The following is a 22,560-nucleotide window of genomic DNA, read 5'->3' as shown; positions in this document are numbered from 1 at the left end:
GTAGGATTAACAGAAGCACCAAGAAAAGTAGTAGTAACAGGAGTAGAGATGTTCAGAAAATTATTAGACCAAGCACAAGCAGGGGATAATATAGGAGCATTATTAAGAGGAGTACAAAGAAACGAAATAGAAAGAGGACAAGTACTAGCAAAGACTGGATCAGTAAAAGCACACACAAAATTTACTGCAGAAGTATATGTACTTAAAAAAGAAGAAGGTGGAAGACATACACCATTCTTTGATGGATATAGACCACAATTCTATTTCAGAACAACAGATGTAACAGGAGCTTGTAAGTTACCAGATGGAATAGAAATGGTAATGCCTGGAGATAACGTAACAATGGAAGTAGACTTAATAAATTCAATAGTTGTAGAAGAAGGATTAAGATTCTCAATAAGAGAAGGTGGAAGAACAGTAGCTTCAGGAGTTGTTGCTACAATAATCGAATAATCTTTTACTAAGCTAATTGATTTCATATAAAAAAAGAGGGGGTTTAACCTCTCTTTTTTGTTTTTTGTTGACAAGTAGCAATAAAGCATATATACTAAACTAGTGCCTTGAGATAGATTCATAATCAAGTTTAAGGTTATAATGTTGTAAGAGAAAATAAAATTGAAAAAAACATAAAAAAAACTTGAAAAAATGTAACAGATGATATAAAATATAATAGTGTGCTTGAGAGATTAAGAAAATAAAAATTAAATCCTAGTGAAATACGAACTGATGTCGATTTGAAAGTTACAACACACCCGGAGCAGTGTATCGGTATTAGTTGTACGCAACTTGAAAATTAAACACGTGATAAAGGAGGGAAAACAAAATGGCTAAGAATGAAAAAATAAGAATAAGATTAAAATCATATGATCACAAATTATTAGATTTTTCAGCAGGTAAAATAGTTGAAACTGCTAAAAAGGCTGGATCACAAGTTTCAGGACCTGTGCCTCTACCAACAGAAAAACAAATTGTAACTATATTAAGAGCCGTACATAAGTACAAAGACTCTAGAGAACAATTTGAAATAAGAACTCATAAAAGACTAATCGACATAGCTAATCCAACACCTAAAACAGTTGACTCATTAATGAGATTAGACTTACCAGCAGGTGTAGATATAGAAATAAAATTATAAGAACCCCTAAGATATTATCCTATAGGTAACTATCTTAGAATGATTACTTCTAAAATGATGTAATCCGCTGTAAGAATTATAGGAGGTGCTAATATGAATGGAATATTAGGAAAAAAAGTTGGTATGACTCAAATATTCACTGATAAAGGTGTAGTTATACCTGTAACAGCTGTTGAAGCAGGACCTATGGTCGTTACTCAAATAAAAACAGTTGATAAAGATGGATACAATGCTATACAAATAGGTTTTGAAGATGCTAAAGAAAAATCTTTAAACAAGCCTAAAAAAGGACACTTAGCTGCTGCTAATGTTTTAAAGAAACATTTAAAAGAGTTTAGAGTAGATTCTGTAGAAGGATACACAGTTGGACAAGAAATAAAAGCTGATGTATTTGAAGCAGGTGCAAAAATAGATGTTACTGGAATAAGTAAAGGTAAGGGATTCCAAGGTCCAATAAAAAGACATGGACAAAGTAGAGGTCCTGAATCTCACGGTTCTAGATACCACAGAAGACCAGGTTCAATGGGAGCTTGTTCTTACCCAGGTAGAGTATTTAAAAACAAAAAATTAGCTGGACACATGGGAAGCGTAAAGGTAACAGTTCAAAACTTAGAGGTTGTTAAAGTAGATGCTGATAAGAACCTTATATTAGTTAAGGGAGCTATACCAGGAGCTAAAGGTTCAGTAGTAACTATAAAAGAAGCTGTAAAGGTTTCTAAATAATGACTAACCTAGAGAAAGGAGGAATAACAATGCCAAAATTAAATGTACTAAATGTTAGTGGACAAAACGTTGGAGAAATAGAATTATCAGATTCTATATTTGGCGTAGAAGTTAATGGACATGTTTTATATGAAGTTGTAAAAAATCAATTAGCAAATAAGAGACAAGGAACTCAATCTGCTAAGACTAGAGCAGAAGTTAGAGGTGGCGGAAGAAAACCTTGGAAACAAAAAGGAACAGGTAGAGCAAGACAAGGTTCTACAAGATCTGTACAATGGGTAGGTGGAGGAGTTGCTTTTGCACCTAAACCAAGAAGTTACAAATATACATTACCTAAGAAGGTAAGAAGATTAGCTATGAAGAGTGCTTTATCTTCAAAAATACAAAATAGTGAAGTTATAGTATTAGATGCATTAAACATGGATGCTCCTAAAACTAAAGAATTTGCTCAAATATTAAATAATATAAATGCTGCTAAAAAAGCTTTAGTAGTTATAGCTGATAAAAATGATAATGTAATAAAATCAGCTAGAAATATAGAAGGTGTTCAAACTGCATTAGTTAATACTATGAATGTATATGATATATTAAAATATGATTCATTTATAATAACTACAGATGCTGTTAAAAAAGTGGAGGAGGTGTACGCATAATGACTAATCCACATGATGTAATAATAAGACCAGTTGTAACTGAGCACAGTATGGCTGAAATGGGTGAAAAAAAATACACTTTTGTTGTGGCTAAAGATGCGAACAAAACTGAAATAAAAAAAGCAGTAGAAAAAGTATTCGGAGTTAGTGTTGATAAAGTAAATACTTTAAACTACGATGGAAAAGTTAAAAGAATGGGTAGAACTCAAGGAAGAACAGCAAGCTTTAAGAAAGCAGTAGTTAAATTAACTGCTGATAGTAAAGAAATAGAATTCTTCCAAGGAATGTAATATTATAACAAACGAAGGAGGGAAAACAGATGGCTATAAAAAAGTTTAGACCAACTTCTCCTGCCTTAAGACAAATGACAGTTTTAGTTTCTGAGGAAATAACATGTAACCAACCAGAAAGATCTCTTTTAGTTAACTTAAAGAAAAATGCTGGTAGAAACGTACATGGTAGAATAACTGTTCGTCATAGAGGTGGAGGACAAAAAAGAAAATATAGAATAATAGATTTTAAAAGAGATAAAGATGGTATACCTGCTAAGGTTGCTACTATAGAATATGATCCAAACAGAACTGCAAATATTGCATTATTAAACTATGCTGATGGAGAAAAAAGATATATATTAGCTCCAGTTGGAATCAACGTTGGAGATACTATCTTATCAGGATTAGGTGCTGATATAAAACCAGGAAACTGTTTAGCATTAAAAGATATGCCAGTTGGTACTATCATTCATAATATAGAATTAAAGCCAGGAAAAGGAGCTCAATTAGTTAGATCTGCTGGAGTTTCTGCACAATTAATGGCTAAAGAAGGAAAAAATGCTTTATTAAGATTACCATCAGGTGAAATGAGATTAGTAAGCATAAACTGTAAAGCTACTATAGGACAAGTTGGAAATATAGAGCACGGTAACGTAGTTATTGGTAAAGCAGGTAGAAAAAGACATATGGGAATAAGACCTACTGTAAGAGGTTCTGTAATGAACCCTAATGACCATCCACACGGTGGAGGGGAAGGTAGATCTCCAATAGGTAGACCATCTCCTGTTACTCCATGGGGTAAACCAGCTCTTGGATACAAAACTAGAAAGAAAAACAAAGCTTCAAATAAGTTAATAGTATCAAGAAGAACTAAGTAGTAAATTTATTTTTGCTCGGAAAGGAGGAATATAAATGTCAAGATCAACTAAAAAAGGACCTTTTGTCCATGCAAGACTTTTAAAGAAAATAGAAGCTATGAATGCTAGCGGAAATAAAGAAGTTATAAAAACTTGGTCAAGATCTTCAACTGTATTTCCACAAATGGTAGAAAACACTATAGCTGTTCATGATGGAAGAAAACATGTTCCAGTATATATAACAGAAGATATGGTTGGACACAAATTAGGTGAGTTCGTTCCTACTAGAACTTTCAAAGGACATAAGGATGACGAAAAATCTAATAAGAGAAAATAATTAAATTATGACTAAGAAAGGAGGAATAACAATGGAAGCAAAAGCTACTGCTAAATATGTACGTGTATCACCAAGAAAAGCAGGCCAAATCTGTGACCTTGTTAGAGGAAAGAATGTTGATGAAGCATTAGCGATATTAAAGTTCACTCCAAGAGGAGCAGCTTCAATAATAGCTAAAGTTGTAAAGTCAGCTAAAGCTAACGCAGAAAACAATCACGAAATGGATACTGAAAAATTATATATAGCATCAATAGTTGCTAATCAAGGGCCAACAATGAAGAGATTCATGCCTAGAGCTATGGGTCGTGCAACTACAATAAGAAAAAGAACTTCTCATATAGAGGTTGTTGTGAAAGAAAAAAAATAATTAATAGATAGGAGGGAAAGTAATGGGTCAAAAGGTTAATCCACACGGCTTAAGGGTCGGTGTTATAAAAGATTGGGACTCAAGATGGTTCGCTACTGATAAAAAAGAGTTCGGAAACTTATTATTAGAAGACCATAATATACGTAAATTCTTAAAGAAAAGATTATACTCAGCTGGAGTTGCTAGAATAGAAATAGAAAGATCAGCTAATAAAATAAAAATGGACTTACATGTTGCTAAGCCAGGAGTAGTTATAGGAAGAGCTGGTGCTGGAATCGAAGCATTAAAAGTTGAATTAGAAAAAATGACAAAGAAAAGTATAATAGTTAACATAGTAGAAGTAAGAAGTACAGATAAAAATGCTCAATTAGTAGCTGAAAATATAGCTTTAGCTATAGAAAGAAGGGTTGCTTTCAGAAGAGCAATGAAACAAGCTATACAAAGAGCAATGAAATCTGGTGCTAAAGGGATAAAAGTTTCTGCTTCAGGAAGATTAGGTGGAGCTGAAATGGCTAGAACTGAAGGTTATAGTGAAGGAAATGTGCCACTACAAACTTTAAGAGCAGATATAGATTATGGTTTCGCTGAAGCTGATACTACTTATGGAAAAATAGGTATAAAAGTTTGGATATGTAATGGTGAAGTTTTACCAACTAGAGATGGTGTAAATCCAAGAGAAGAAAGCAGAAAGAGCGACAGAAGAGACAACAAGAGAGATAACAGAAGAAACGATAGAAGAGGAAACGATAACAGAGGAAACTACAGAGGACAAAAACCTCAAGGTGGACAAAGACCTCAAGGTGGATCAAGACCTCAAAGAACTGAAAACAAAGGAAATTAATAATAGTTAGGTTCAAGGAAGGAGGAAAAATACTCATGTTAATGCCAAAAAGAGTAAAGCGTCGTAGAGTTCATAGAGGAAGTATGGCTGGGCAAGCTCATAAAGGTAACAAAGTTACTTATGGTGAGTTTGGATTAGTAGCTTTAGAAGCTTCTTGGATAACTTCTAATCAAATAGAAGCTGCCAGAATCGCGATGACTAGATATATAAAAAGAGGGGGAAAGGTTTGGATAAAAATATTCCCTCATAAACCAGTAACAAGAAAACCAGCAGAAACTCGTATGGGTGCAGGGAAAGGTTCTCCAGAATATTGGGTAGCTGTAGTTAAGCCAGGAAGAGTTATGTTTGAATTAGCAGGTGTTTCTGAAGATAAAGCAAGAGAAGCTATGAGACTTGCTGCACATAAATTACCAATCAAATGTAAATTTGTTAAAAAAGAAGATTTAGAAGTAAAGGGTGGTGAATAGGATGAAAGCTAAAGAATTAAGAGATTTAACAAGCGAAGAGCTAATGAACAAATTAAACGACTTCAAAAGTGAATTATTTAGCTTAAGATTCCAATTAGCTACTGGTCAATTAGAAAATACAGCTAGAATAAAGTTTGTTAAGAAGGATATAGCAAAAGTTAAAACTGTTCTTGCTGAAAGAAAGTTATACGAAACTAGAGCTTAATTTGGAAAGGAGGCTTTTTAAACATGGAAAGAGGAAGAAGAAAAGTTAGAATAGGCCGTGTTGTTAGTGATAAGATGGATAAAACAATAGTAGTAGCTGTTGAAGAGTTCGTACGTCATCCACTATATAATAAACGTGTTAAGAGAACTAAGAAATTTAAGGCTCATGATGAAAAGAATATATGTAACATCGGAGATAGAGTTAAAATAATGGAAACTAGACCTTTATCTAAAGATAAGAGATTCAGACTAGTTGAAGTTGTTGAGAAAGTTAAGTAGTTTTTGAAGAAGGAGGGATTACGATATGATACAACAAGAATCACGTCTAAGAGTTGCTGATAACTCAGGAGCTAAAGAACTTTTATGTATACGTGTTCTAGGCGGAAGTAAAAGAAGATATGGTAACATAGGCGACGTTATAGTTGCTACTGTTAAAAGTGCAACACCTGGTGGAGTTGTAAAAAAAGGTAAGGTTGTTAAAGCTGTTATAGTAAGAAGCAAACAAGGCGTAAGACGTAATGACGGAAGCTATATATCTTTTGATGAAAATGCTGCTGTTATAATAAAGGACGATAAAACTCCAGTAGGAACTCGTATATTCGGGCCTGTTGCTAGAGAGTTAAGAGACAATGAATTCATGAAAATAGTTTCTCTTGCTCCAGAAGTACTATAATTAAGGAGGTGCAATAGGACATGATGCGTGTTAAAAAAGGTGACACTGTTGTAGTTATAGCAGGTAAAGATAAAGGTAAAAAAGGTTCAGTTTTAAAGGTATACCCTAAAGCTGATAAAGTATTAGTTGAAGGTGTAAACGTAATAACTAAACATCAAAAACCAAGTGCTATGAACCAACAAGGTGGAATAATAAACAAAGAAGCCCCAATACACATATCTAATGTAATGCCATTTGATCCTGAAACAGGAAAAGGCGTTAGAGTAAGATATGAAGTAAAAGATGGCACAAAAGTAAGAGTATCAGCAAAGAGCGGAAAAGAATTATAATAAATATTGCTTGAAAGGAGGGACCTTAAATGGCTTCTAGATTACAAGAAAAATACATGAAAGAAGTTGCTCCTGCTTTAATGGAGAAATTTGGATATAAAAACGTAATGGAGATACCTAAGTTAAACAAAATAGTTATTAACATGGGTATAGGTGACGCTAGAGAAAATCCAAAAGGATTAGAAAAAGGCGTTGAAGAATTAGAAATAATATCAGGACAAAAGCCTGTTATAACTAAAGCTAGAAAATCTGTTGCTAACTTCAAACTAAGAGAAGGAATGCCAATAGGAACAAAAGTTACATTAAGAGCTGACAAAATGTTCTACTTTATGGACAAATTAGTATCAGTTTCTTTACCAAGAGTTAGAGACTTTAGAGGTGTTAACCCTAATGCTTTTGATGGTAGAGGAAACTATGCTTTAGGAGTTAAAGAACAATTAATATTCCCTGAAATAGAATATGATAAAATTGATAAAGTAAGAGGAATGGATATAATATTCGTTACTACAGCAAAAACTGACGAAGAAGCTCGTGAATTATTAAAATTATTAGGAATGCCATTTTCTAAGTAAGCAAAGGAGGGATTCCCGTGGCTAGAAAAGCGATGGTTGTTAAACAACAAAGAAAGCAAAAGTACGCTACTAGAGAATACACTAGATGTACTATATGCGGAAGACCGCATTCAGTTTTGAAAAAATTTGGTATATGCCGTATATGCTTTAGAGAATTAGCTTATAAAGGTCAAATACCTGGTGTTAGAAAAGCAAGCTGGTAGAAGCTTGATTAGAATGGAAGGAGGGCTACAAAATGACAATGACAGATCCAATTGCAGATATGCTTACTCGTATAAGAAATGCTAATGTTGTTAAGCATGAAACTGTAGATGTTCCAGCTTCTAATATGAAGAAAGAGTTAGCTAGAATCTTATTAGAAGAAGGTTTCATAAGAGGTTATGATGTTATAGAAGATGGAAAACAAGGTATCATAAGAATACAATTAAAGTACGGACAAGAAGGCGAAAGAGTTATAACAGGTCTTAAGAAAATATCTAAGCCTGGAATGAGAGTTTACGCTGCTAACCACGAAATACCAAAAGTATTAAATGGATTAGGAATATCAGTAATATCTACTTCAAAAGGAATATTAACTGACAAGCAAGCTAGAAAAGAAAATGTTGGTGGAGAAGTAATCTGCTACGTTTGGTAATTAATATGAACAATGTAAGGAGGTGCGACCATGTCAAGAATAGGTGTTAAGCCAATAATAATACCAGCAGGTGTTGAAGTTACTATAGCTGAAGGAAATTTAGTTACAGTAAAAGGTCCAAAGGGAACTTTAACTAAACAATTAAGTGCTGAGTTAAATATAAAAAAAGAAGAAAATACAATAATGGTTGAAAGACCAACTGATAATAAAAAACACAGATCTTTACACGGATTAACTAGAACTTTATTAGATAATATGGTTGTAGGTGTAAATACTGGTTTCGAAAAGAAATTAGAACTAAAAGGTGTTGGATACAGAGCTCAAAAACAAGGAAAGAAATTAGTTATGAACTTAGGTTTCTCTCATCCAGTTGAAATGGAAGATCCAGAAGGAATAACTGTTGAAGCTCCAAACCAAACTGAGTTAATAGTAAAAGGTATAGACAAGCAATTAGTAGGAAATTATGCTGCTAAAATAAGAGCTTGGAGAAAGCCAGAGCCATACAAAGGTAAAGGTATAAAATACGTTGATGAAGTAATCAGACGTAAAGAAGGAAAAACTGGTAAAAAATAATACCAAAACTTAAACGCTAGAAAGGAGTGAGCTAGGTGTTAAAAAAGGCTGATAAAAATGCTAATAGACTTCAAAGACATAAGAGAGTTCGTAGAAAAATAAGCGGTACTGCTCAAAGACCAAGATTATGTGTATTTAGAAGTGCTAACAATATATATGCTCAAATAATAGATGACACAAACAGAGTAACTCTAGTTGCTGCATCTTCTTTAGAAGCAGAAGTTAAGAGTGCTGTTAATCATACAGGAAACAAGGAAGCAGCTAAGAAAGTTGGAGAATTAGTTGCTAAAAAAGCTGTTGAAAAAGGAATCACTGAAGTTGTATTTGACAGAGGTGGATACTTATATCATGGAAGAATTCAAGAATTAGCTGAAAGTGCTAGAGAAGCTGGTCTTAAGTTCTAATACGAAGGAGGGAAAAATACATGCTACGTCGTAAGCCGATAGATGCAGGACAACTTGACTTACAAGAAAAAGTTGTTGAAGTAAGACGTGTTACTAAGGTTGTAAAAGGTGGTAGAAACTTCAGATTTGCAGCGTTAGTAGTTGTTGGAGATGAAAACGGACACGTTGGTATAGGTGCTGGGAAAGCAATGGAAGTACCAGATGCTATAAAAAAAGCAGTTGAAGATGCTAAGAAAAATCTAATAGTAGTGCCAATGGTTGGGACTACAATTCCTCACGAAGTACGCGGACACTTTGGTGCTGGAAATATATTAATAATGCCTGCTGTAGAAGGTACAGGAGTAATAGCTGGGGGACCTGCTAGAGCCGTACTTGAGTTAGCTGGACTAAAAGACGTTAGAGCTAAATCTTTAGGATCTAACAATCCAAGAAATATGGTAAATGCTACAATAGAAGGACTTAATTCTCTAAAAACAGTTGAAGATATAGCTAAACTTAGAGGTAAAAAAGTTGAAGAACTTCTAGGGTAAGGAGGTAGTGTAAAATGGCTAAATTACAAATAAAATTAGTTAGAAGTGTTATAGGAACTACTCCTAACCAAAAAAAGAATGTTGAAGCGTTAGGATTAAGAAAAAGAGAACAAGTTATTGTAAAAGAAGACAATGCTCAAGTAAGAGGTATGATAAAAAAAGTAAGTCATTTATTAGAAGTAACTGAAATAGCTGAATAATTTTTAAAAAGTAGTGCAAGGAGGTGCAATCCATGAAGTTACATGAGTTAAAACCTGCTGAAGGTGCAGTAAGAGCTAAGAGAAGATTAGGTAGAGGTACTGCAACTGGACAAGGTAAAACTGCAGGACGTGGACAAAAAGGTCAATGGTCTCGTTCTGGTGGTGGAGTAAGAGTAGGGTTCGAAGGTGGACAAATGCCACTAGCTAGAAGACTTCCTAAGAGAGGTTTCAATAACATATTTAAGAAGGTTTACACAGAAGTTAATGTTGAAGTTTTAAACAGATTTGAAAATGGAACAGAAATAACTGCAGAATTATTAAAATCTACTAAAACTATAAGCAAAATAGGTAAAGATGGAATTAAAATCTTAGGTGAAGGTAATTTAGAAAAAGCTTTAACTGTTAAAGCTGCTAAATTTACAGCTTCAGCTCAAGAAAAAATAGAAAAAGCTGGTGGAAAAGCAGAGTTAGTATAATAACCTGCTAATCTCCTAGCCAGTACAGGCGGGGTGAATTAGCGTGCTGTCAAAATTAAAACAAGCTTGGAAGATTAAAGCAGTAAGAAAAAAAGTAATGTATACACTTATGATGATCGTGATATTCAGAATAGGTACTACAATACCAGTTCCAGGTATAGACACTAGTATTATACAAAAGATGGTAGGCGGCAATAGTCTACTTTCTCTGTATAATATGTTTACTGGTGGAGCATTTAGTAACTTTTCACTATTTGCTTTGGGTATAAGTCCATATATTACTGCATCAATCATAATACAGCTTCTAACAGTAGGTTTTGAAAGTTTAGCAGAACTTCAAAAATCTGGTGAAGAAGGAAAGAAAAAAATCAATAAGTACACTAAATATACAGCACTAGCTCTAGCAGTTGTACAAGCTTTGGGAATTACATTAGGAATTGTAAGAAGTGCTTTAATATCAAATAGTGTGTTTTTTATCACAACTGTTGTAATAACATTAGTTTCAGCAAGTATGTTAGTAATGTGGATTGGGGACAAAATTACCGAAAAAGGAATTGGTAATGGTAGTTCAGTAATAATATTTGCAGGTATTATATCAAGAATACCAACAGATGTTATTAAAATCGCACAACAAGTTAAATCTGGTCAAGTTGCACCTTGGGTAATAATACTTCTAATTGTAGTTATATTACTTACAGTTACAGGGGTTACATTTATACAAGAAGCGACTAGAAAGATACCTGTACAATATGCTAAAAGAGTTGTTGGAAGAAAAATGTATGGAGGACAAAGTTCTCATATACCAATGAAAGTTAACCAATCAGGAGTTATGCCTATAATTTTTGCTAGTTCACTTTTAGCTTTTCCACAAACAATAGCTATGTTTATGGGGGCAGATGCTCAAGCTTTTGTTCAAAAATACTTAAGTATGGCAACAGAACAAGGATTTTGGACATACAGATCAATTGAAATTCTACTTATAATTTTCTTCTCATATTTTTATACAACTGTATCATTCAATACAGAAGATATATCTAAAAATATGAAAAATAATGGTGGATTTATACCAGGTATTAGACCAGGTGAACCTACTATGGATTATTTAAATAGAATCTTAACAAGATTAACTTTAGCTGGAGCTACTTTCTTAGCAATAATTGCTATGGTACCAGCTCTTACAACACATTATATGAATGTCAATATGAGTCTAGCTGGAACTTCATTGCTAATCGTTGTTGGGGTTGCTTTGGAGCTTAAGAGACAGTTAGAGTCAAACTTAGTTATGAGAAGCTATCAAGGTTTCTTAAAATAAAATGGAGATGGATAATATGAGAATAATATTACTTGGACCTCCAGGTGCTGGTAAAGGTACTCAGGCGGCAGGAATAGTAGAAAAATACAATATACCTCATATATCAACAGGAGATATATTCAGAAAGAATATAAAAGAGGGAACAGAACTTGGAAAAAAAGCTAAAGAATACATGGACCAAGGTTTATTAGTACCAGATGAGTTAACTGTAGGTTTAGTTACTGATAGAATATCTCAAGAAGACTGTAAAAATGGATTTATGTTAGATGGATTTCCAAGAAATGTAGCACAAGGTGAGCATTTAGATGTATTCTTAAAAAATGCTGGTATAGTACTGGATAAAGTTGTCAATATTGAAGTTGATAAGAGCATATTAGTATCTAGAGCAGTTGGTAGAAGAATATGCAAGTCTTGTGGAGCTACTTATCATGTTGAGTTTAATCCTCCTAAAGTAAAAGGTGTATGTGATGTATGCCAAGGAGAATTGTATCAAAGAGCTGATGATAATGAAGAAACTGTATCTAAGAGAATACAAGTTTATCTAGATGAAACTAAGCCTTTAGTAGATTATTATAGCAAACAAGGTATAATAGCTGATATAAAAGGTGACCAAGCAATAGATAAAGTATTTGAAGATATTGTTGCAGCTTTAGGAAGTGGAAAATAAATGATTATCTTGAAATCAAAGAAAGAAATAGAACTTTTAAGAGAAGCAGGCAAAATTGTTGCTGATACTCATGAAGTTTTAAGAAAAGCTATTTCTCCGGGAATATCTACTTTAGAATTAGATAAAATAGCTGAAGAGAATATAAGAAAATACAATGCTGAACCTTCTTTTAAAGGATATGGAGGTTTTCCAGGAAGTATATGTGCTTCTATCAATAGAGAAGTTGTACATGGAATTCCAGGTGAGACTCTATTAAAGGAAGGAGACATTGTAAGCTTAGATATAGGAGCCTATTATAAAGGATATCATGGTGATTCTGCGAAAACTCATGGAGTAGGCATGATATCTGAAGAAGATAGGAAATTAATAGAAGTAACTAGAGAAAGCTTCTATGAAGGAATAAAATTTGCTAAATTAGGATATAGACTTTCGGATATCTCACACGCAGTACAAACACACGTTGAGAAACATGGTTTCTCAGTAGTTAGGGATTTGGTAGGACATGGAGTTGGAGCAAATCTTCATGAAGATCCACAGGTACCTAATTATGGACTCCCAGGAAAAGGACCAAGACTTAGAGAAGGAATGGTTATTGCTATAGAGCCAATGGTTAATGCAGGTCGTTATCATGTAAAGACTCTATCAGATGGGTGGACGACTGTTACAATAGATGGAAAAAAATCAGCTCATTATGAGCATACGATAGCAATTACTGAACATGAACCTTTGATATTGACAAAGTTGTAAATTAAGAAGTAGGTGAAAAAAGTGCTATCAGATAATTTAAGTATAGGTCAAGTTGTTAAGGTTTCATTAGGTCGAGATCAAGGAAATTTATTTTTCGTAGTCAAGATAATTAATAATGAATATGTATTAATAGCTGATGGAAAGAAAAGAAAACTTGACAAACCTAAGTTAAAGAAAGTTAAGCACTTAAAAAAATATAATTTTATTAATGATGAAGTTAGAAAAAGAGTAGTATCTGGACAAGAGATTACAGATTCTTTTTTAAGAGCTGAACTTACTAAGTTAAATTAGATAATTTAACTTATTGAAATGGAGGGCTGGTTAGTTAATGGCCAAAAAAGATGTTATAGAATTAGAAGGTACAGTTTCAGAAGCTTTACCTAATGCTATGTTTAAAGTTAAACTAGAAAATGGACATGAGATATTATGCCACATTTCTGGAAAGCTAAGAATGAACTTCATAAGAATTCTTGAAGGTGATAAGGTGAATGTTGAACTTTCTCCATATGACCTTACAAGAGGAAGAATCACTTGGCGTAAGAAGTAGACTATCTTGATATTTAGTCTAAGGAGGGATTAATAATGAAAGTTAGACCATCAGTAAAACCAATATGTGAAAAATGCAAAGTAATAAAAAGAAAAGGAAAAGTAATGGTTATCTGTGAAAATCCAAAGCATAAGCAAAAACAAGGATAAGAAATTATTACTAGTATTTTGTTAAATTTTATAGTATAATACTATATTGTGATGTTAACAAAAGAACGTTAAAATCGTTGAACAATCTGACGTAGGATTGATATATGATATGAAGTTTTAAACACTAAAAACTATGTGTAGGAGGTGCGATCATGGCAAGAATAGCTGGGGTAGATTTACCTAGAGAAAAAAGAGCGGAGATAGGCTTAACTTATATATATGGTATAGGTAAAGCAACTGCTAACGAAATATTAGCTAAAGCTGAGATAAATCCAGATACAAGAATAAAAGATTTATCAGAAGATCAAGTTAATGAGTTAAGAAAAGTTATAGATGACGATTTCTTAGTTGAAGGTGACTTAAGAAGAGAAATTGCTTTAAACATAAAGAGATTAAGAGATATAAAATGTTATAGAGGAATTAGACATGGTAAAGGTCTTCCATTAAGAGGACAAAGAACTAAAACTAATGCTAGAACTAGAAAAGGTCCTAGAAAAACAGTATCTCGTAAAAAGAAAAAATAATTAAATAATAATTAGATGAAGGAGGGAAAAGGAAAATGGCTAAACCAAAAAAGAAAGTTACACGTGTTAGAAGAAGAGAACGTAAAAATATAGAACGTGGTCATGCTCATATACAGTCAACTTTCAACAATACAATAATAACTTTAACTGACGTTCATGGAAATGCTATATCTTGGGCAAGTTCAGGACAATTAGGATTCAAAGGGTCAAGAAAATCAACTCCATTTGCATCTCAAATGGCTGCTGAAACAGCTGCAAAAGCTGCGATGGAACACGGATTAAAAAGTGTTGAGGTATTCGTAAAGGGGCCAGGTTCAGGAAGAGAAGCTGCTATAAGAGCTTTACAAGCAACTGGACTAGAAGTAACTATGATAAAAGATGTTACTCCAATCCCACATAACGGATGTAGACCACCAAAGAGAAGAAGAGTGTAATTAATAAGAGTACAAATAGGAGGTGTAGATAAATGGCAAGATATACAGGTGCATCATGTAGACAATGCCGTAGAGAGGGAATGAAATTATTCCTTAAAGGTGATAGATGTTATACAGATAAATGTGCTATAGTTAAAAGAAACTATGCTCCAGGTCAACATGGCCAAGGGAGAAAGAAAGTTTCTAACTATGGATTACAATTAAGAGAAAAACAAAAAGTTAAAAGAATATATGGAGTTTTAGAAACTCAATTTAGAAACTTATACGAACGTGCTGAAAACATGCCTGGAAAATCAGGTGAGAATTTATTAAGTTTATTAGAGAGAAGATTAGACAATGTAGTTTACAGAATGGGACTAGCATCTTCTAGAAAAGAAGCTAGACAATTAGTAACTCATGGTCATTTCACTTTAAATGGAAATAAAGTAGATATAGCTTCATTAACAGTTAAAGTTGGAGATGTGATAGAAGTTAAAGAAAAATCAAGATCTTCTGCAAAATTCAAAAATTTAGTAGAAGTTAACTCAAGAATAGCTCCTAAATGGTTAGAAGCTAATGTAGAAGGAATGACAGCAAAAGTAGTTGGTGTTCCAACAAGAGAAGATATAGATCTTGAAATAGCAGAGCACTTAATCATAGAACTTTACTCTAAATAATAAGCACACTTTTAAAAATTATTTTAAAATTTTGTTTACCCTCAGTGGATTACTGAATTTTAAGGAGGGTTTTGTCCATGATAGAAATAGAAAAGCCAAAAGTAGATATAGTTGAGCTTAGCGAAGACTATAGATATGGTAAGTTTGTTATAGAACCTCTAGAAAGAGGATATGGAATAACTATAGGTAACGCACTAAGAAGAATATTATTATCATCTTTACCAGGTGTAGCAGTAAATGCTATAAAAATAGATGGAGTTCTTCATGAATTCTCTACAATACCTGGTGTTAAAGAAGATGTTACAGAGATAATATTAACTTTAAAAGAGCTTTCAGCAACTATAGATGGTGAAGGAAGTAGAACACTTAAAATAGAGGCTCAAGGACCATGCTCTATCACAGGTTCAGATATAATCTGTCCTCCAGATGTTGAAATATTAAGCAAAGACTTAGCAATAGCTACATTAGATGATAATGCCAAGTTTAATATGGAAATATTTGTAGATAAAGGTAGAGGTTATGTTTCTGCTGAAGAAAATAAAACAGAGAATGTTCCAATAGGTGTTTTACCTGTGGATTCAATATATACTCCTGTTGAGAAAGTTAGTTATCATGTAGAAAACACAAGAGTTGGTCAAAAAACAGATTATGATAAATTAGTACTAGAAGTTTGGACTAATGGTAGTATAAACCCTCAAGAAGGTATATCATTAGCTGCAAAAGTATTAGTTGAGCATTTAAATCTATTTATAGACTTAACTGAACATGTAAGTAGTGTTGAAATCATGGTAGAAAAAGAAGAAGATCAAAAAGAAAAAGTTCTTGAAATGACTATAGAAGAATTAGATTTATCAGTTAGATCATACAACTGTTTAAAGAGAGCGGGAATTAATACAGTTGAAGAATTAGCTAATAAGTCTGAAGACGATATGATGAAGGTTAGAAACCTAGGTAAAAAGTCATTAGAAGAAGTAATACAAAAACTAGAGGAACTTGGGCTAGGATTAAAACCAAGTGAAGAATAGCGAGCAAAGGAGGGATAAGAATGGCTAAGTACCGTAAATTAGGACGTGAAACAGCTCACAGAAACCTTATGTTAAGAAACTTAGTAACTTGTTTACTAAGAAGTGGAAGAATAGAAACTACAGTAACTAGAGCTAAAGAAACTCGTAGAATGGCTGAAAAGATGATAACTCTTGCTAAAAGAGGAGATCTTCATGCTAGAAGACAAGTTTTAGCTTATGTTATGGATGAAACAGTAGTTAATAACTTATTCACAGATTTAGCTCCAAAATATGCTGAGAGAAATGGTGGATACACTAGAATAATAAAAATAGGGCCAAGAAAAGGCGATGCTGCTGAAATGGCTTTTATAGAATTAGTATAGTAAGGAAAGGATTAGGCTTGATGGCTTAATCTTTTTTTTATTTTTTTGACTAAGGTGTGATATAATAATGTGTAAAATGATTTTTATAAGTTATTGCTTACTAAAAGGAGTATGAATTAATGGATAATATAATAAAAGTAAACAATATTTCATTTGAGTATATTACAGATGAAGCAAAACTTAAAGCAATAGATAATTTAAGCTTAGATGTTAAAAAGGGAGAATTTGTTGCGATAATAGGACATAATGGTTCTGGCAAGTCTACTTTATCTAAAAACTTAAATGCTATTCTTATGCCTACAGAAGGAAATATTCTCATTGATGGAATGGACACCAAAGAAGAAGAAAGATTATGGGATATAAGGCAAACAGCAGGTATGGTATTTCAAAACCCAGATAATCAAATTGTTGCCACAATAGTAGAAGAAGATGTAGCTTTTGGTCCTGAAAACTTAGGTATAGAGCCAAAAGAGATAAGACGAATTGTAGAAGAGTCTTTAAAAAGTGTAGGTATGTATGATTTGAGAGGTAGACAACCGCATTTGTTATCAGGTGGCCAAAAACAGAGGGTTGCAATAGCAGGCATAATTGCCATGAGACCCAAGTGTATAATATTTGATGAAGCAACAGCGATGTTAGACCCATCTGGAAGAAAAGAAGTTATGAAAACAATAAAAAGACTTAATAAAGAAGAAAGTATAACTGTTTTACATATAACTCACTTTATGGAAGAAGCTGTAGAAGCTGATAGAGTTGTCGTTATGGAGAAAGGTAAGAAACTTTTAGAAGGGACTCCTAAAGAAGTATTTAGTAAAATAGAGATGTTAAAGGAAATCGGTTTAGATGTGCCTTGTATGACAGAGTTGTCTAGTTTATTAATAGAAGAAGGTATAAATATTAGTAGTGATATATTAACTGTGGATGAGATGGTGATGGAATTATGTCAATTATAGTAAAGAACTTAACACATATATATAATGAAGGGATGCCTTTTGCAAGTAAAGCACTTGATGATGTATCTTTTGAGATTAAAGATAGAGATTTTGTTGGACTTATAGGTCATACAGGTTCAGGAAAGTCTACACTGATACAACATCTAAATGGATTATTAAAACCTTCCTCAGGAGAGATTTTTATAAATGATTTTAACATAACAGATAAGAATTTAAACTTAACTGAGATAAGAAAAAGAGTAGGTGTTGTATTTCAATATCCAGAATATCAATTATTTGAAGAAACAATTGATAAGGATATAGCTTTTGGACCCGCTAATTTAGGTTTAGAAGAGGTTGAGATACATAATAGGGTAAAAGCATCGATGGAAGCTGTAGGACTTGACTATGAGGAATTTAAAGATAAATCTCCATTTGAATTATCAGGAGGTCAAAAGCGTAGAGTTGCAATAGCTGGAGTTATAGCAATGAACCCAGAAGTACTTATATTAGATGAACCAACTGCAGGTCTTGATCCTGGTGGAAGAGATGAAATTTTTAATTTAATAAAAAACTTACATGAAAAAAACAATATGACTATAATATTGTCATCACATAGTATGGATGATATGGCAAAGTTGGCACAAACGTTAATTGTTATGAATCATGGTAAAATAGAATTTATGGGTACTCCTAGAGATGTATTTAAATCGAATGCTATTAAATTAAAAGAAATTGGTTTAGATATTCCACAGGTTTTAGAGCTTGCATTGAAATTAAGAGAACAAGGTTTTGACATTAGTGAAGACATATTGACTTTAGAAGAAGCAAAACAGGAAATATTAAGAGTTGTGAGAGGGCGAGGATTATGTTAAAAGATATAACTATAGGGCAATACTACCCAACAAGTTCTGCTATTCATAAATTAGATCCAAGGATAAAACTTGTAGCAACAATTGTATTTATGGTATCTATATTTGTAGTAAATAAATTTTGGCCTTATATGATAGTTTTATTATGTTTATTAGGTATGATAAAGTTAGCTAATATACCTGTTAAGTATATTGTTAAGGGTGTAAAACCTCTTAAGTGGATTATTTTATTTACATTTATTATAAATATATTTTTCTTACCAGGTGATGAGATATGGTCATTTGGATTTTTAACAATAACAAGTCAAGGCTTGAGACAAGCAATTTTTATGGCAATAAGACTTATATTTTTAGTAATTGGGACATCATTACTTACTTTAACAACTTCACCAATAGAATTGACAGATGGTATAGAGCGATTATTGAATCCCTTTAAGAAAATTGGTTTACCAGTTCATGAGCTTGCAATGATGATGACAATTGCTTTGCGCTTTATTCCTACATTATTAGACGAAACAGATAAAATAATGAAGGCTCAAATGTCTAGAGGTGCAGACTTTGAAAGTAAAAATCTTATAAATAGAGCTAAAAATCTAGTACCTCTTTTAGTTCCACTATTTGTTAGTGCATTTAGAAGAGCTGATGAATTGGCTATGGCCATGGAAGCTAGATGTTATAGAGGTGGACACAATAGAACAAAAATGAGGGAGTCTGTTATAGTAAAAGCAGATTATATAGCATGTGTGTTTCAAGTTATTTATTTAGGATTAATCATAGCTACTAGATTTATAGCGATTTAATAGAAGCATATAGGTGAGGTAAAATATGAGAAATATAAAGATTACAATCCAATATGATGGTAGAAATTATTGTGGATGGCAGAAGCAACCAGATTCTCTAGGGATACAAGGTACAATTGAAAAGGCTATATATGAGATAATGAATGAAGAAGTTAAACTTATAGGCTCAGGTAGAACTGATTCAGGGGTTCATGCTCTTGCACAAACTGCAAATTTTAAAATTAGTTCAAGTATAAGTATAGAAAGTGTACCAATGGCACTAAATGCTAAATTACCAAAAGACATAGCAGTTATAGAAGCATGTGAAGTTAATGATGACTTTCATTCAAGATATAGTGCAAAAGGAAAAACATATAAATATTTAATATATAACAGTAAGTTTAGACACCCAATACTTAACAGCATATCATATCAAGTAAAGTATGAACTTGATTTTGAAAAAATGTGTATAGAATCAAAAAGTCTATTGGGTACACATGATTTTAAAGGTTTTATGAGTTCTGGTTCATCTGTAAAAGATACAATACGAACAATATATGATATAAATATAAAAAAAACAGATGATTTGATTACTTTAGAAATTAGTGGAGATGGGTTCTTATATAATATGGTGAGAATTATTGTTGGAACACTTGTTGATATAGGACGTGGTAGAATTAATGAATCATTTTTAGATATAATAGAATCTAAAAACAGATCAAGATGTGGACATACAGCTCCAGCACAAGGATTATTTCTTAAAAAAGTTCATTATTAACTTGACACACCAGGCTACATGTATTAAAATATATGAGAATGTGTTAATAAGTCCACTTGCCCCGGACTTGACATAAACGGTAAAAAATTTTTATGAAAAGTAGTTAAGGAGGGACAGTTATGAAAAGTTATATAGCTAAGCCAGCTGATGTACAAAGAAAATGGTACTTAGTTGATGCTGAAGGAAAAACATTAGGTCGTATAGCAACAGAAATTGCGACAGTATTGAGAGGTAAACATAAACCAACATTTACTCCTCACGTTGATGGTGGAGATTTTGTTGTTGTAGTAAATGCAGAAAAAGTAGTTTTAAGTGGAAAAAAATTAGATCAAAAATATTACAGATACCACACTGGTTATGTAGGTGGATTAAAAGAAATATCTTATAGAGATATGATGGATAAAAAACCAGAAGAAGTTATAGCACATGCTGTAAATGGTATGTTACCTAAAAACAAATTAAGAAGTAGAATGATGACTAGATTAAGAGTATTTGCAGGTGCTGAACACACTCATGCAGCTCAAAATCCAGAAGTTTTAAACTTTAAATAAGATTAATAGGTGAAAGGAGGAGTTTATAATGGCTAACGTTCAATATTATGGAACTGGAAGAAGAAAAAGTTCTGTTGCTAGAGTAAGACTAGTTGCAGGTGAAGGAAATATATTAGTAAATGGAAGAGCATTAGAAAATTATTTTAACTATGAAACATTAATAAGAGATGTTAAACAACCATTAGTTTTAACTGGTAATGAAAATAAATATGATGTTATAGTAAAAGTTGAAGGTGGAGGATTCACTGGACAAGCTGGAGCTATAAGACATGGTATATCTAGAGCTTTATTAAAAGCTGATTTAGATTTAAGACCTGCTTTAAAGAAAGAAGGTTTCTTAACTAGAGATGCTAGAATGAAGGAAAGAAAGAAATACGGATTAAAAGCAGCAAGAAGAGCTCCACAATTCTCAAAAAGATAATTATTTATCTTTTTGGAAAAGCAAAATCCTTTATTTTCTGTTATCCAGAAAATATGGAAGCATGTTGAAATGTTGGGTTTAAGTTAATGATTGATATACAATAAAATAATAAGATATCTTATTAGGATGTTTTTCTATTGAAAAACATCCTTTTTATTGTAATAAAAGATTATATGTTAAAGTTATTGAGATTATAGTTCTATTGAGAAATGGATAAAGAAATTTACAGTAAATATAATTAAAAATTTTACATTTTATAAGTAATAGAATTTAGGTTATTAAATAATATAATTCATAATGTAAATTGTCATAATTTATTATACCTGTTATACGATACTAATTAAAAATGGGAATTTAGAGTATATGTGAATATAGCATACTTATGTAATCATATATTAATATTAAAAAATAGAGATAGATAAATACTAAAGTGAAATTTAAATGTTTGTACTAATATTTGGAATATTATAGTGTTTTTATAAGTATACATATACAGGGTGATGTTGTGAGAAAGTACATAAAACATATAATTTTTAGTTTTGTTATGGTATGTCTAGTAATAGTATCAATATTTGAAGTGAAAAATATTTCTGAAGATGTTATTAAATATATGCCAATAACAAATAAAACAATAATTCTAGATGCTGGTCATGGAGGTATTGACCCAGGCGCATTAAACAAGGATAAGAGCACATCTGAGAAAGATATCAACTTAGCAATAACACTTAAGCTTAGAGAGCTTATAGAATCAAGTGGAGGTCTTGTAATATTAACTAGAGAAGATGACAGTAGCCTCTATAAAGAAGAAAATAATAAAACAACAAGACAAAAATATAATGAGAACTTGAAAAATAGAAAAGAAATAATCTCTAATTCCAATGCTAATATGTTTGTATCCATACATCTAAATGCATTCGAACAATCTAAATACTATGGAGCTCAGACATTTTATCCTAAAGATAAGCAAGATAGCAAGGAATTATCAAAGTGTATTCAAGAAGAACTTAAAAGAGTAGTAGATAAAACAAATAACAGAGAAGTTAAGCCACGAGATGACATATACCTTTTGAAAGAAAATAATATTCCATCAGTATTAATAGAATGTGGTTTTCTATCAAATGAAAAAGAATGTAAACTTTTGACAGATGAAACATATCAAGAAAAGATAGCATGGGCAATATACATAGGTATACAGAAATATCTAAGTTGAAATAATTATAAAAATAAGTCTAAATATGTAAATAGCTTGTATTGAGGTGTTTAAAAATGCACTAATATAAGCTATTTTTGTTTTGACAAAAAAATAATTAAAATAAAAGTTAAAAAAGCGTTGACTTGGAATAACATAGATGGTATTATATATGAGTGCCCAAAAGGAGCACAAAAATAAGACAAAAGAACTTTGAAAATTAAACAGTAGGTTAATTTATAAACAAGAAACAAACCATAAAGCCAGATATTTAGATAACAATAGTATCTGAGCCTGATAAACTTTTATTTGAGAGTTTGATCCTGGCTCAGGATGAACGCTGGCGGCGTGCCTAACACATGCAAGTT

General features: G+C 32.2%; 40 protein-coding genes and 1 rRNA gene. All 41 read left to right on the top strand.

Annotated features, from left to right (window positions below; all coding sequences use genetic code 11):
• Positions 1-453: EF-Tu/IF-2/RF-3 family GTPase (locus IR151_RS17930; RefSeq protein ID WP_413927373.1), on the top strand; the 453-nt coding region annotated here is incomplete at its 5' end.
• A 370-nt stretch (positions 454-823) separates the two neighbouring features.
• Positions 824-1,135, top strand: a complete 312-nt coding sequence (gene rpsJ, locus IR151_RS17925) for a 30S ribosomal protein S10 (RefSeq protein ID WP_054268679.1) — start codon at positions 824-826, stop codon at positions 1,133-1,135.
• Between the two features lie 93 nt (positions 1,136-1,228).
• On the top strand, positions 1,229-1,858 hold the full coding sequence (rplC, locus tag IR151_RS17920) for a 50S ribosomal protein L3 (RefSeq protein WP_227437029.1): 630 nt from the start codon (positions 1,229-1,231) through the stop codon (positions 1,856-1,858).
• A gap of 29 nt (positions 1,859-1,887) precedes the next feature.
• The gene (gene rplD / locus IR151_RS17915) at positions 1,888-2,511 is read left to right on the top strand and encodes a 50S ribosomal protein L4 (RefSeq protein WP_227437028.1); all 624 of its coding nucleotides are present in this window, start codon (positions 1,888-1,890) and stop codon (positions 2,509-2,511) included.
• Positions 2,511-2,801, top strand: a complete 291-nt coding sequence (gene rplW / locus IR151_RS17910; RefSeq protein WP_003421170.1) for a 50S ribosomal protein L23 — start codon at positions 2,511-2,513, stop codon at positions 2,799-2,801. Before rplD ends, rplW begins: the two co-directional genes overlap by 1 nt.
• A 29-nt stretch (positions 2,802-2,830) precedes the next feature.
• Entirely contained in the window at positions 2,831-3,661 is an 831-nt protein-coding gene (rplB, locus tag IR151_RS17905) for a 50S ribosomal protein L2 (RefSeq protein ID WP_227437027.1), read from the top strand.
• A 34-nt stretch (positions 3,662-3,695) separates the two neighbouring features.
• Positions 3,696-3,977: a 30S ribosomal protein S19 gene (rpsS, locus tag IR151_RS17900; RefSeq protein WP_003421166.1), complete on the top strand. Its 282-nt coding sequence runs from the start codon at positions 3,696-3,698 to the stop codon at positions 3,975-3,977.
• Positions 3,978-4,008: 31 nt separating this feature from the next.
• Positions 4,009-4,344, top strand: a complete 336-nt coding sequence (gene rplV / locus IR151_RS17895) for a 50S ribosomal protein L22 (RefSeq protein WP_009887891.1) — start codon at positions 4,009-4,011, stop codon at positions 4,342-4,344.
• A 22-nt stretch (positions 4,345-4,366) separates the two neighbouring features.
• On the top strand, positions 4,367-5,185 hold the full coding sequence (gene rpsC, locus IR151_RS17890; protein WP_227437025.1) for a 30S ribosomal protein S3: 819 nt from the start codon (positions 4,367-4,369) through the stop codon (positions 5,183-5,185).
• A 35-nt stretch (positions 5,186-5,220) separates the two neighbouring features.
• Positions 5,221-5,652 (top strand): 50S ribosomal protein L16, encoded by a 432-nt coding sequence (gene rplP / locus IR151_RS17885; RefSeq protein WP_003421160.1) that lies wholly within the window; start codon positions 5,221-5,223, stop codon positions 5,650-5,652.
• A 1-nt stretch (position 5,653) separates the two neighbouring features.
• The gene (rpmC, locus tag IR151_RS17880) at positions 5,654-5,857 is read left to right on the top strand and encodes a 50S ribosomal protein L29 (RefSeq protein ID WP_003421158.1); all 204 of its coding nucleotides are present in this window, start codon (positions 5,654-5,656) and stop codon (positions 5,855-5,857) included.
• A gap of 23 nt (positions 5,858-5,880) precedes the next feature.
• Positions 5,881-6,135 carry a 30S ribosomal protein S17 gene (rpsQ, locus tag IR151_RS17875; RefSeq protein WP_003421156.1) on the top strand — a complete coding sequence of 85 codons (255 nt, stop codon included), beginning with the start codon at positions 5,881-5,883 and terminating at the stop codon, positions 6,133-6,135.
• 25 nt (positions 6,136-6,160) lie between these two features.
• Positions 6,161-6,529: a 50S ribosomal protein L14 gene (gene rplN, locus IR151_RS17870; RefSeq protein WP_003421155.1), complete on the top strand. Its 369-nt coding sequence runs from the start codon at positions 6,161-6,163 to the stop codon at positions 6,527-6,529.
• A 23-nt stretch (positions 6,530-6,552) separates the two neighbouring features.
• The gene (gene rplX / locus IR151_RS17865; RefSeq protein WP_227437031.1) at positions 6,553-6,858 is read left to right on the top strand and encodes a 50S ribosomal protein L24; all 306 of its coding nucleotides are present in this window, start codon (positions 6,553-6,555) and stop codon (positions 6,856-6,858) included.
• A 29-nt stretch (positions 6,859-6,887) separates the two neighbouring features.
• On the top strand, positions 6,888-7,430 hold the full coding sequence (gene rplE, locus IR151_RS17860) for a 50S ribosomal protein L5 (RefSeq protein ID WP_003421151.1): 543 nt from the start codon (positions 6,888-6,890) through the stop codon (positions 7,428-7,430).
• 17 nt (positions 7,431-7,447) lie between these two features.
• Complete coding sequence (locus IR151_RS17855) at positions 7,448-7,633, top strand: type Z 30S ribosomal protein S14 (protein ID WP_003421149.1); 186 nt, start codon at positions 7,448-7,450, stop codon at positions 7,631-7,633.
• A gap of 32 nt (positions 7,634-7,665) precedes the next feature.
• Positions 7,666-8,064: a 30S ribosomal protein S8 gene (gene rpsH / locus IR151_RS17850; protein WP_003421148.1), complete on the top strand. Its 399-nt coding sequence runs from the start codon at positions 7,666-7,668 to the stop codon at positions 8,062-8,064.
• Positions 8,065-8,094: 30 nt separating this feature from the next.
• Positions 8,095-8,637 carry a 50S ribosomal protein L6 gene (gene rplF, locus IR151_RS17845; protein ID WP_003435668.1) on the top strand — a complete coding sequence of 181 codons (543 nt, stop codon included), beginning with the start codon at positions 8,095-8,097 and terminating at the stop codon, positions 8,635-8,637.
• A gap of 35 nt (positions 8,638-8,672) precedes the next feature.
• Positions 8,673-9,041: a 50S ribosomal protein L18 gene (gene rplR / locus IR151_RS17840; protein ID WP_227437023.1), complete on the top strand. Its 369-nt coding sequence runs from the start codon at positions 8,673-8,675 to the stop codon at positions 9,039-9,041.
• A gap of 20 nt (positions 9,042-9,061) precedes the next feature.
• On the top strand, positions 9,062-9,571 hold the full coding sequence (rpsE, locus tag IR151_RS17835) for a 30S ribosomal protein S5 (RefSeq protein ID WP_227437021.1): 510 nt from the start codon (positions 9,062-9,064) through the stop codon (positions 9,569-9,571).
• 14 nt (positions 9,572-9,585) lie between these two features.
• A complete protein-coding gene (gene rpmD, locus IR151_RS17830; RefSeq protein WP_227437019.1) occupies positions 9,586-9,771 on the top strand; it encodes a 50S ribosomal protein L30 in 186 nt (61 codons plus the stop codon).
• A 32-nt stretch (positions 9,772-9,803) separates the two neighbouring features.
• A complete protein-coding gene (rplO, locus tag IR151_RS17825) occupies positions 9,804-10,247 on the top strand; it encodes a 50S ribosomal protein L15 (protein ID WP_003421135.1) in 444 nt (147 codons plus the stop codon).
• Between the two features lie 43 nt (positions 10,248-10,290).
• A complete protein-coding gene (gene secY / locus IR151_RS17820) occupies positions 10,291-11,559 on the top strand; it encodes a preprotein translocase subunit SecY (RefSeq protein WP_227437017.1) in 1,269 nt (422 codons plus the stop codon).
• Positions 11,560-11,575: 16 nt separating this feature from the next.
• Positions 11,576-12,226 carry an adenylate kinase gene (locus tag IR151_RS17815; RefSeq protein ID WP_227437015.1) on the top strand — a complete coding sequence of 217 codons (651 nt, stop codon included), beginning with the start codon at positions 11,576-11,578 and terminating at the stop codon, positions 12,224-12,226.
• On the top strand, positions 12,227-12,973 hold the full coding sequence (map, locus tag IR151_RS17810) for a type I methionyl aminopeptidase (protein WP_227437013.1): 747 nt from the start codon (positions 12,227-12,229) through the stop codon (positions 12,971-12,973).
• Positions 12,974-12,994: 21 nt separating this feature from the next.
• Positions 12,995-13,264: a KOW domain-containing protein gene (locus IR151_RS17805; protein ID WP_227437012.1), complete on the top strand. Its 270-nt coding sequence runs from the start codon at positions 12,995-12,997 to the stop codon at positions 13,262-13,264.
• Positions 13,265-13,301: 37 nt separating this feature from the next.
• A complete protein-coding gene (gene infA / locus IR151_RS17800; protein WP_003421127.1) occupies positions 13,302-13,520 on the top strand; it encodes a translation initiation factor IF-1 in 219 nt (72 codons plus the stop codon).
• A gap of 35 nt (positions 13,521-13,555) precedes the next feature.
• Positions 13,556-13,669 carry a 50S ribosomal protein L36 gene (gene rpmJ, locus IR151_RS17795; RefSeq protein WP_002509257.1) on the top strand — a complete coding sequence of 38 codons (114 nt, stop codon included), beginning with the start codon at positions 13,556-13,558 and terminating at the stop codon, positions 13,667-13,669.
• Positions 13,670-13,821: 152 nt separating this feature from the next.
• Complete coding sequence (gene rpsM, locus IR151_RS17790; protein ID WP_227437009.1) at positions 13,822-14,193, top strand: 30S ribosomal protein S13; 372 nt, start codon at positions 13,822-13,824, stop codon at positions 14,191-14,193.
• 35 nt (positions 14,194-14,228) lie between these two features.
• On the top strand, positions 14,229-14,627 hold the full coding sequence (gene rpsK, locus IR151_RS17785) for a 30S ribosomal protein S11 (RefSeq protein ID WP_227437007.1): 399 nt from the start codon (positions 14,229-14,231) through the stop codon (positions 14,625-14,627).
• A 32-nt stretch (positions 14,628-14,659) separates the two neighbouring features.
• Positions 14,660-15,283 (top strand): 30S ribosomal protein S4, encoded by a 624-nt coding sequence (gene rpsD / locus IR151_RS17780; protein WP_227437005.1) that lies wholly within the window; start codon positions 14,660-14,662, stop codon positions 15,281-15,283.
• 77 nt (positions 15,284-15,360) lie between these two features.
• Positions 15,361-16,308 carry a DNA-directed RNA polymerase subunit alpha gene (locus tag IR151_RS17775; protein ID WP_227437003.1) on the top strand — a complete coding sequence of 316 codons (948 nt, stop codon included), beginning with the start codon at positions 15,361-15,363 and terminating at the stop codon, positions 16,306-16,308.
• Between the two features lie 20 nt (positions 16,309-16,328).
• Complete coding sequence (gene rplQ, locus IR151_RS17770; RefSeq protein ID WP_003421117.1) at positions 16,329-16,670, top strand: 50S ribosomal protein L17; 342 nt, start codon at positions 16,329-16,331, stop codon at positions 16,668-16,670.
• Between the two features lie 119 nt (positions 16,671-16,789).
• Complete coding sequence (locus IR151_RS17765; RefSeq protein WP_227437001.1) at positions 16,790-17,623, top strand: energy-coupling factor transporter ATPase; 834 nt, start codon at positions 16,790-16,792, stop codon at positions 17,621-17,623.
• Positions 17,611-18,477, top strand: a complete 867-nt coding sequence (locus IR151_RS17760) for an energy-coupling factor transporter ATPase (protein ID WP_227436999.1) — start codon at positions 17,611-17,613, stop codon at positions 18,475-18,477. Before IR151_RS17765 ends, IR151_RS17760 begins: the two co-directional genes overlap by 13 nt.
• Entirely contained in the window at positions 18,471-19,274 is an 804-nt protein-coding gene (locus tag IR151_RS17755; protein WP_227436997.1) for an energy-coupling factor transporter transmembrane component T family protein, read from the top strand. The genes IR151_RS17760 and IR151_RS17755 overlap by 7 nt, the downstream gene beginning before the upstream one ends.
• 25 nt (positions 19,275-19,299) lie before the next feature.
• Positions 19,300-20,031 carry a tRNA pseudouridine(38-40) synthase TruA gene (truA, locus tag IR151_RS17750; protein ID WP_227436995.1) on the top strand — a complete coding sequence of 244 codons (732 nt, stop codon included), beginning with the start codon at positions 19,300-19,302 and terminating at the stop codon, positions 20,029-20,031.
• Between the two features lie 119 nt (positions 20,032-20,150).
• On the top strand, positions 20,151-20,582 hold the full coding sequence (rplM, locus tag IR151_RS17745) for a 50S ribosomal protein L13 (protein WP_227436993.1): 432 nt from the start codon (positions 20,151-20,153) through the stop codon (positions 20,580-20,582).
• A 28-nt stretch (positions 20,583-20,610) separates the two neighbouring features.
• Positions 20,611-21,003, top strand: coding sequence for a 30S ribosomal protein S9 (gene rpsI, locus IR151_RS17740; RefSeq protein WP_003421105.1), 393 nt, complete (start codon positions 20,611-20,613; stop codon positions 21,001-21,003).
• Between the two features lie 505 nt (positions 21,004-21,508).
• Positions 21,509-22,213, top strand: a complete 705-nt coding sequence (gene cwlD / locus IR151_RS17735; protein ID WP_227436991.1) for an N-acetylmuramoyl-L-alanine amidase CwlD — start codon at positions 21,509-21,511, stop codon at positions 22,211-22,213.
• A gap of 284 nt (positions 22,214-22,497) precedes the next feature.
• Positions 22,498-22,560, top strand: a 16S ribosomal RNA gene (locus IR151_RS17730); the annotation flags it as partial.

The organism is Clostridioides sp. ES-S-0006-03 (genome assembly GCF_020662275.1).
GTDB lineage: Bacteria > Bacillota > Clostridia > Peptostreptococcales > Peptostreptococcaceae > Clostridioides.
The sequence above is the reverse complement of the archived record's forward strand: the minus strand, read 5'-3'. Positions and strand labels throughout refer to the sequence as shown.

Bases quoted from the DNA above. Each gene is read 5' to 3' on its own strand.
- IR151_RS17775 (WP_227437003.1), top strand. From the start codon at position 15,361: ATGATAGAAATAGAAAAGCCAAAAGTAGATATAGTTGAGCTTAGCGAA.
- rplE (WP_003421151.1), top strand. From the start codon at position 6,888: ATGGCTTCTAGATTACAAGAAAAATACATGAAAGAAGTTGCTCCTGCT.
- rpmJ (WP_002509257.1), top strand. From the start codon at position 13,556: ATGAAAGTTAGACCATCAGTAAAACCAATATGTGAAAAATGCAAAGTA.
- rplX (WP_227437031.1), top strand. From the start codon at position 6,553: ATGCGTGTTAAAAAAGGTGACACTGTTGTAGTTATAGCAGGTAAAGAT.
- rpsE (WP_227437021.1), top strand. From the start codon at position 9,062: ATGCTACGTCGTAAGCCGATAGATGCAGGACAACTTGACTTACAAGAA.
- rpmC (WP_003421158.1), top strand. From the start codon at position 5,654: ATGAAAGCTAAAGAATTAAGAGATTTAACAAGCGAAGAGCTAATGAAC.
- rplB (WP_227437027.1), top strand. From the start codon at position 2,831: ATGGCTATAAAAAAGTTTAGACCAACTTCTCCTGCCTTAAGACAAATG.
- rplC (WP_227437029.1), top strand. From the start codon at position 1,229: ATGAATGGAATATTAGGAAAAAAAGTTGGTATGACTCAAATATTCACT.
- rpsJ (WP_054268679.1), top strand. From the start codon at position 824: ATGGCTAAGAATGAAAAAATAAGAATAAGATTAAAATCATATGATCAC.
- IR151_RS17755 (WP_227436997.1), top strand. From the start codon at position 18,471: ATGTTAAAAGATATAACTATAGGGCAATACTACCCAACAAGTTCTGCT.
- rplN (WP_003421155.1), top strand. From the start codon at position 6,161: ATGATACAACAAGAATCACGTCTAAGAGTTGCTGATAACTCAGGAGCT.
- rpsI (WP_003421105.1), top strand. From the start codon at position 20,611: ATGGCTAACGTTCAATATTATGGAACTGGAAGAAGAAAAAGTTCTGTT.
- rpmD (WP_227437019.1), top strand. From the start codon at position 9,586: ATGGCTAAATTACAAATAAAATTAGTTAGAAGTGTTATAGGAACTACT.
- rplO (WP_003421135.1), top strand. From the start codon at position 9,804: ATGAAGTTACATGAGTTAAAACCTGCTGAAGGTGCAGTAAGAGCTAAG.
- rpsC (WP_227437025.1), top strand. From the start codon at position 4,367: ATGGGTCAAAAGGTTAATCCACACGGCTTAAGGGTCGGTGTTATAAAA.
- IR151_RS17760 (WP_227436999.1), top strand. From the start codon at position 17,611: ATGTCAATTATAGTAAAGAACTTAACACATATATATAATGAAGGGATG.
- infA (WP_003421127.1), top strand. From the start codon at position 13,302: ATGGCCAAAAAAGATGTTATAGAATTAGAAGGTACAGTTTCAGAAGCT.
- rpsM (WP_227437009.1), top strand. From the start codon at position 13,822: ATGGCAAGAATAGCTGGGGTAGATTTACCTAGAGAAAAAAGAGCGGAG.
- rpsD (WP_227437005.1), top strand. From the start codon at position 14,660: ATGGCAAGATATACAGGTGCATCATGTAGACAATGCCGTAGAGAGGGA.
- rpsS (WP_003421166.1), top strand. From the start codon at position 3,696: ATGTCAAGATCAACTAAAAAAGGACCTTTTGTCCATGCAAGACTTTTA.
- map (WP_227437013.1), top strand. From the start codon at position 12,227: ATGATTATCTTGAAATCAAAGAAAGAAATAGAACTTTTAAGAGAAGCA.
- rplV (WP_009887891.1), top strand. From the start codon at position 4,009: ATGGAAGCAAAAGCTACTGCTAAATATGTACGTGTATCACCAAGAAAA.
- truA (WP_227436995.1), top strand. From the start codon at position 19,300: ATGAGAAATATAAAGATTACAATCCAATATGATGGTAGAAATTATTGT.
- rpsK (WP_227437007.1), top strand. From the start codon at position 14,229: ATGGCTAAACCAAAAAAGAAAGTTACACGTGTTAGAAGAAGAGAACGT.
- rplF (WP_003435668.1), top strand. From the start codon at position 8,095: ATGTCAAGAATAGGTGTTAAGCCAATAATAATACCAGCAGGTGTTGAA.
- rplD (WP_227437028.1), top strand. From the start codon at position 1,888: ATGCCAAAATTAAATGTACTAAATGTTAGTGGACAAAACGTTGGAGAA.
- IR151_RS17815 (WP_227437015.1), top strand. From the start codon at position 11,576: ATGAGAATAATATTACTTGGACCTCCAGGTGCTGGTAAAGGTACTCAG.
- rplW (WP_003421170.1), top strand. From the start codon at position 2,511: ATGACTAATCCACATGATGTAATAATAAGACCAGTTGTAACTGAGCAC.
- rpsQ (WP_003421156.1), top strand. From the start codon at position 5,881: ATGGAAAGAGGAAGAAGAAAAGTTAGAATAGGCCGTGTTGTTAGTGAT.
- rplP (WP_003421160.1), top strand. From the start codon at position 5,221: ATGTTAATGCCAAAAAGAGTAAAGCGTCGTAGAGTTCATAGAGGAAGT.
- rplM (WP_227436993.1), top strand. From the start codon at position 20,151: ATGAAAAGTTATATAGCTAAGCCAGCTGATGTACAAAGAAAATGGTAC.
- IR151_RS17765 (WP_227437001.1), top strand. From the start codon at position 16,790: ATGGATAATATAATAAAAGTAAACAATATTTCATTTGAGTATATTACA.
- rplQ (WP_003421117.1), top strand. From the start codon at position 16,329: ATGGCTAAGTACCGTAAATTAGGACGTGAAACAGCTCACAGAAACCTT.
- rpsH (WP_003421148.1), top strand. From the start codon at position 7,666: ATGACAATGACAGATCCAATTGCAGATATGCTTACTCGTATAAGAAAT.